At 53.1% G+C, this 6,459-nt stretch carries 4 protein-coding genes; 1 reads left to right on the top strand and 3 read right to left on the bottom strand.

The genetic code is table 11. The annotated features are described in order from the left end of the window. Positions 1-549: 549 nt before the first annotated feature. A complete protein-coding gene (locus EXE46_RS07345; RefSeq protein WP_137687777.1) occupies positions 550-4,434 on the bottom strand; it encodes an Eco57I restriction-modification methylase domain-containing protein in 3,885 nt (1,294 codons plus the stop codon). Positions 4,435-5,538: 1,104 nt separating this feature from the next. On the opposite strand from EXE46_RS07345, the gene EXE46_RS07340 reads away from it, so the two are divergent. Next, complete coding sequence (locus EXE46_RS07340; protein ID WP_137687776.1) at positions 5,539-5,871, top strand: hypothetical protein; 333 nt, start codon at positions 5,539-5,541, stop codon at positions 5,869-5,871. Positions 5,872-5,886: 15 nt separating this feature from the next. Here EXE46_RS07340 and EXE46_RS07335 read toward each other — a convergent pair whose 3' ends face one another. Together EXE46_RS07335 and EXE46_RS16795 are read right to left on the bottom strand one after the other, a co-directional pair. Continuing rightward, complete coding sequence (locus EXE46_RS07335) at positions 5,887-6,135, bottom strand: hypothetical protein (protein WP_137687775.1); 249 nt, start codon at positions 6,133-6,135, stop codon at positions 5,887-5,889. Next, complete coding sequence (locus EXE46_RS16795; RefSeq protein WP_158413930.1) at positions 6,132-6,308, bottom strand: hypothetical protein; 177 nt, start codon at positions 6,306-6,308, stop codon at positions 6,132-6,134. The genes EXE46_RS07335 and EXE46_RS16795 overlap by 4 nt, the downstream gene beginning before the upstream one ends. Positions 6,309-6,459: the final 151 nt, after the last annotated feature.

Below are 6,459 nucleotides of genomic sequence, written 5' to 3'. Positions count from 1 at the left end.
CCGCCGACAGCGACAACTCCCCGTCGATCGGTCCGTGATTCTCCCGTCGAGACCGTCAGTACAACCGCTTCGATACAAAACTCAGGCTTCAGAAACAGCTAGTCGAGGATGCTTTGTGAGGTACTGATACTGAGATAGATTTTGACGACGATACTGACAGGAGTCTGTATATCACCGAGGTTTTTGAACGACGAATACTAACACGGCTTCAGTATTATTGTGAACAGCTCGGCTTCGATTATAGACGACTAATCATACAGACATTTAATCCGTATTCGTTCGAGCAGTCATATGGCAAATTCCCCACCTTCTATATCGAGTCAAATCTGTCATTTTCAACAGAATCGCTCCATAGGAGAGAACCCGAATTTAACGATATTCTCGATATAACTTCGCTTTCTGTTGCCGCTCCGTACTGTGATGTGGTTGTTGGTGAGCGATTCTTCACGGGGATGCTACACCGATATGACGTGGAGGAAAAGTACGACACGAAGATATTTGGGTCAGTCGTGGACTTCTACGATTGGCTAAAGGCTGAATTGGATTGAATTAGAAGACTTCTAAATATTCTTCTACAACTTCCCTCTCCTCGTCGGTGAGGTCGAATAGGTCGTACACCGTCTGGTCGATCTCGGCTTCCAGTTCCTCGATACTTGTCTCCTCGACGGTCTGCCGATCTGTCTCCAGCCCCTCGATGAGTTGTTCCACGCCGTCACGAGTACGTGGTATCGGAATCGTCTGCTCCTCTCCCTTCTTCATGTTCCGGCCATCTACAGCGGCGTGAACATACTGCGCTCGAAGCTTCCGCTCCTCCCGATCACCTCGATCCATGAGCGGATCGGAGATCTCATCGGAGCGACCAGCGGTAACAGCGAAGCGGCCCTCTGTTCCTTTTTCCTGAATGTCTGCGTTTACCGGGTAGCGTCGTGTCTGCCACTCGTAGTCGATGTACCCGAGGTCGCCGTCGAAGTCCCCGAGATAGGCTTCAGGGAAGCGGTCAGTTCTGCTCTCCAAGTCGATATTGTCTGTGATTTCTCCGGCCCGTTCACGCAGGGTGGTGAATTCCCCATCTGGTTCCGAGGTTATGCACGGAAGCTTTTCGACGTACTGCGAGCGGTACTCGTAGTACCCACCCGCTTTGACTGTCGTGATGTGCTTGAAGTAGAAGTCAAGAGCCTTTGAGTTCAACTGGCAAGCGATCTCTTGTGTATTCTCTCGGAATCGCTCAGTAAGGAGGACACCGTAGGCAGTTGTGAAGTACCAAGTCCCCGGCTCGTCTATCATGAAGGTCGCATCTTCCGAAATGTGAGCTTGGACGATCTTCGGGTTCTCGAACTTGCCGAGGTTCTTCGGGTAGATGTAGCCGTACCAATCATCACGCCCCTCCATCCGTCCTCCCTCCCGAGCTTCAAGCGCCTCTTTGTGGTCGGTTAAGAAGTCCCATGTCTTTGGAAGGTTCTCCCGTAGGTAATCCTGCGAGTAGAGTCCCGCATCGAGTTCTCCGTGATCGTCTTTCTCCGCAAAGTAGGGGTGAACAACGTGCAGACCTGACCAATCCCCCCGCCAGCGTTTCACTTCGTCCCCTTGCAGGAATGGTCGAAGAAGATCTGACTCAACCTCGTACTGCTTCGACTCACCCGTGGGAACGACGGTGACAACGTCACCGGTATCGTCTGACTCTATCCGGTCAGCATCCAGTACGTCAACGATGTAGATTTTGTTTGCGCTCGTCCGTATCCCCTGAAACACGGCGTCAGTAACCGACTCGATGCGGTCGTCAGCTTCATTTTCGAGCTTGCGGAATACTTCCAGTTCTTCCGGTGGCATCATCGACCAATAGCCGTCGCCAAGTTCCCCTTGGGGAAAGTCGAAGACGTCGATAAACTCGTCCGAGTACCCCGGTTCTCCACGATGGTCGCGCACAGCGGCGACGATCTCCTCGTCCAACGCCCTCCCCGTGTCCTCATCGACGTTCGCTTTCACCCGGACACACCGAATCTGATTCTCCTCACGAGCGTCTTCGTCCGGTTCGTCTTCCGCAATTACGATAGCCGGGTAGTTCGTCGCGTCCTTGAACACGCCTGAATCCCGGAAGTCGTACACTTCATCGAGGGCGGTTTCTTCTCGAAGGACACGACGAAGCCCGTCCCCGTAGTCAGTCACCATGAACTGGTTCGGTGTGATATATCCGAGCCTCCCCGTTCCTTCTTCGAGCCAGTCAATTCCCCGCTCATAGAACGGACAGTAGAGATCGTAGTTCCCAGTAGTGGAGTCGTACAGTTCGTCGAGGATCGCTTTCTGCTGATCGGGAAGGTTCTGAATACGGACGTAAGGAGGATTGCCGACGACGTACTGGTACTCCATGTAGTTCTTCACGACAAGCGCGAGGACGCTGTCCTCGAACATCTTGAACAGCCGTCCGTCACCGTGATCCTCTCGGAGGTAGCGAACCGTCGCGAGAATGTCGTTGACGTACGGCTCGAAGAACTCCTCGACACCCTCGTACTCACGAGTCGTGTAGCGATGGATTCCTTCTTCGAGGCCGCCACCGTACTCCCACCAACTCTCCTGCATGTGGAATTTCACCACATCGAGGACGCCCTGTAGGGCCGCGTAATACTCTCCGAAGTTCCGAATCCCGGCGTTCATCTTCGCTGTATCGTACTTAGGCATCCGCACCCGCTGGACGAGGAAGCCGTCCTCCAGTTCGGAGTCGGCCACTTCGTCCTCATCGACCTCGATGGGGAGGGGCACGGGAATCTTCACGTCCTGATTGTCCTCCGTGATCGAGTCGAGCGTCATCTGCGTCTGTCCGTCGTCACCGAGATCGATCCCCGTCAGTTTACGCTCGTTCCGCAGGGAGTCAGTTCGGAAGATCGGAAGCCGCCGGATTGTGAAGCTCTCAGTCTCTCGCTTCGCCTCCCGGTACTCGGGGAGGATAGTAACCATGAAACGAATCTGCGCCATCAACACCGCGAACGGGTGAATGTCGAGTCCGACGATGTGCGGCGTCGTACATAGTTCGGTAAGGTGTTCCGACCAATCGGGGTCGTCGTTGTACCGGCGCACGTCGTCGAGATAGCGATTGACCGCTTCGACGAGGAACGTCCCTGAACCGCACGACGGGTCAATGAGGCGTTCCTCTGAGACGCCTACGTTGTAGTCTACGCCGTCCATGATGTAGTCGATGACCGGCTGTGGTGTGTAGAACTCCCCAAGGGCCTTGCGGGTCTCGGGGTCGAAGTACCGCTGGTAGAGATCTCCGAGCGGGTCGCCCTCGATCTCCGCGAAGTCGAACTTGAGAACGGCGAAGGAAACGCGAGCGATAGCGCGACTGAACCGCTCGCGAGTCGCCGGACTCACACGACTCACCTCGCTTCCTTCTTTTGCCACATCGCGGAAGCGGGTGTACGGATTGTCGTGTTGGCTCGCGGTCTGTTCACCGTAGCCGTCAGTCCACCAGATGAAAATGTCGTCCTCGAACAGACTCTGGACGAGCTGATTCCGCATGTCCTCGATCATCCCGTTCGCCGCGACAGGATAGGCGTCCAGTTCGATGTTCCCGCTGAAGCCACCGAGTTCATCGAAGTACCGACGAAGCCCCTTGCTGTTCGGGAAGAAGTCGTGATCGTCGGTGGCTTTCGCTAAAAGAAGCCGTGCGAGAAGCGCGTGACCGGACTCCAGACAGAACATGAAGTCCCGAAGTGATTGCTTCCCACCGATGAACGGTTCCCACGAGTCGGGTGTCTCGTCCGGTTCGCTCGCGTAGCTGGCTTCCCAAAAGTCGTACGCCCCCTTGACGAACTTCGCTTCCTGCTCGTCGCGGAGTTCAACGAGCAAGTCCATCATCGCCGTCACGAGATTGGCGAAGGGGCTGTCCTCCTCCAAGCGGAAGGTCTCGAAGAAGTGTTCCTGTCCGAGTTGGCCGTCGAGTTCCACTTCATCGAGGCCGTCGAGGAACGCTGTGACGCTCTCGGGGTCGCCAATATCCCATTCAGGCTTTTGGAGGGCCGCTTCGAGATCGGCGGCGTCACTCTCTGTCGCGTCTTCGAGTGAGATCGTCAGAAGTCGGGAGTGACCCTCTCGGCGGTAGAGTCGGAGTTCGTCTCCGTTGGTGAGAACGCCGTAGTCGGCCTTGAGTTCGTCTACGTAGTGGAACAGTTGATCTTCGTGAGGGCCGAGTTCCCGACCGCTCGTTTTGAACTCGTAGACAGCTGTGACTGACTCGTTGCTGTCGAGCGTGACGTAATCCGGGCGTCGATTGTCAGGAAGCGTCCACTCGCTTCGAAGGTCGTGGCCTGCTCCCTCGTAGCCAAGGAGGGTGTAGAAATTCTCGTTCAGGAAGGTATTCTCCACGTCTTTTTCGCTCATATCCTCATCCAGACGTGACGCGATTCCGTGAAGGGAGTCCAGAATCGCAGACGAGTCGGGCATATCGCCTTCGAAACAGCCACTCATCAAAAAGGTGACCACAGACTCCCATCAACGCCGTTCGCTCCGTGGGCTTCTCCGATGGGAATCAGCACATCGAGGGCGGGGTTCTGTCGTTCGGGTAACGATGAATCAGATCACGATGATTACCCCGCCTCGATGCGATTGTCAGCACGGGAGAGATTCGATAGATCGCCGTCGTCGTTCGTCTCGTGTTTCGGCCCATCGAGGCAGTTATGGTAGCATCAGTCTTCCTTCGGCAGTTCTTGAAGCGGTTTGTCGGATTCCATGTGGGGGTTTGGGAGCCGCCAGTAGTTTGGAGGTGATGATTACCTATGTGGCATGCTACACTACACCACAACGATGTGGTTCTGCTTGAGGACACCTCAGAGAATATCATACAACAACTACCATATTCATATATAATATGTAATTATGATATGTTTGCTAAACGGGGAAGTAACAAGTATCACACATTATCTGCCCCCTCATACACTACAGTATATACTACTGTGTATGACCCCTTCAGACTGAGTAGTGTATCAGTTGAGTGTACAAGTTAGAGTGTAGAGTAGAAACCCCCTCCTCGATGTGTTTGAACACACTATTAGACCTACTGTGATTCAGTCACGAGTATAACCGCGGTCAACAGTAGTGTATATACAGTAGTAGTAGCCCGCTCTGATGCCGATGAGAGTGAGGGGGTGACGGCGTTGGTATCGGATTCAATTCTAAAGTACCTGATAAGCCGCTGGTCGGCGTTTGTTTCTCGGTGAAGGGAAGTCATCATATCGGCTCACAAAACGGCTCACGAGCTGTCTGTGGAGATCGGTGACTGAATCCCAACGATTAGTAACAGATTTATTATAATAGTCAAATACTACTAGAAAAATTATAATTTACTGATGGGGTTAGAACATTATGTCGCCCTCTAAGCGCGGGCTTAGGTAGCTTCGTCTGCGAAATTTCTCTCCTGAGGTCAGAAAAATCGGGAGGCACAGAACGATCAGAACAGGGTGTATAGACGATCTAAATAAAGACAAAGATCGGTCTTTAATTCTTTGATACTTACTTTTATATGGGTATAGAAACAATATTCATACAGAAATGATGGTTACTGCCGAAGATATTGATCAAGTTGATCCGAAAGCTGTGACTCTCTCAGAAGGGACTCTGGGATACAACATTCGTGCTGAGGGAAATCACGTAGGTGCCATCGAAGGATACCCCGGACGTATCGAGTACCTCACGGTTGAGTTAGCGTGGGAGGAGAAGGGGATCGCACGAGCGGCGCTCAATACGTTTATCGACCTAAGCCGGAAACAGGGGCTTTCTGAGGTCACGACGAACAACGCAACTCATCCTGCGATGGAACACATCCTCAAAACAGAAGGATTCGAAGAGCAGTCCGACGGCCGCAAGTGGGTGAAAGAAATCTAAGGCAGATTTCGTTCGTTAAATGTCGGCCCGACTGATCCAGCTATCCATCGCCTGCTTTTCTTTCTCCCATTGGCCCTTGCTCTCCGCCTGCCACTTCCCGATGCGTTGCCAGCTATCGTTGTGAACCCACCAGTAGAGCGCGAGCTTCTTTTTCGAGCTGTCCTTCTTCGTGTAGAGGATGACCGCGCGCCACCAACCGTCCTCCTTGTAGAGGGTGTTGCCCTCGATCACGTCGATGTGGTCGCTAACAGGGAACTTGCTCACGAGAATAGCTCCTCGGTGTCAACGTCCTGCGTCTGAGCCGTCACATCTGCCTGAGCCGTAGAGAATGAGGTGTGGTTCTCGTCGTAGTCTTCGAGGACTTCCTCATTCTGTTTGATGAGCCGTTCAATGCGTAGCGCAAGAGCGTCGATCTCGGGAGTCGATTTGCTCTCCATCCACCGTGAATTTCTGATCGGGGATTGTCAAGATACCGATTGTTTAAATCGAGATTCGATCAAACTAACAGAAGGTTCGCTACCATAAGATAGTATGAGTAGATAAGATATCATATGTTTATTCTCAGTCACTAAGCCAAAATCCGGAGGA

Origin of the sequence: Halorubrum sp. GN11_10-6_MGM (assembly GCF_005435165.1) — an archaeon.
Taxonomy (GTDB): Archaea; Halobacteriota; Halobacteria; order Halobacteriales; family Haloferacaceae; genus Halorubrum.
This window is presented reverse-complemented; position numbering and strand designations above follow the sequence as displayed.

Excerpts from the sequence above, each read along its gene's own strand:
- EXE46_RS07345 (WP_137687777.1), bottom strand. The coding sequence starts at position 4,434 with ATGCCCGACTCGTCTGCGATTCTGGACTCCCTTCACGGAATCGCGTCA.
- EXE46_RS07340 (WP_137687776.1), top strand. The coding sequence starts at position 5,539 with ATGATGGTTACTGCCGAAGATATTGATCAAGTTGATCCGAAAGCTGTG.
- EXE46_RS16795 (WP_158413930.1), bottom strand. The coding sequence starts at position 6,308 with ATGGAGAGCAAATCGACTCCCGAGATCGACGCTCTTGCGCTACGCATT.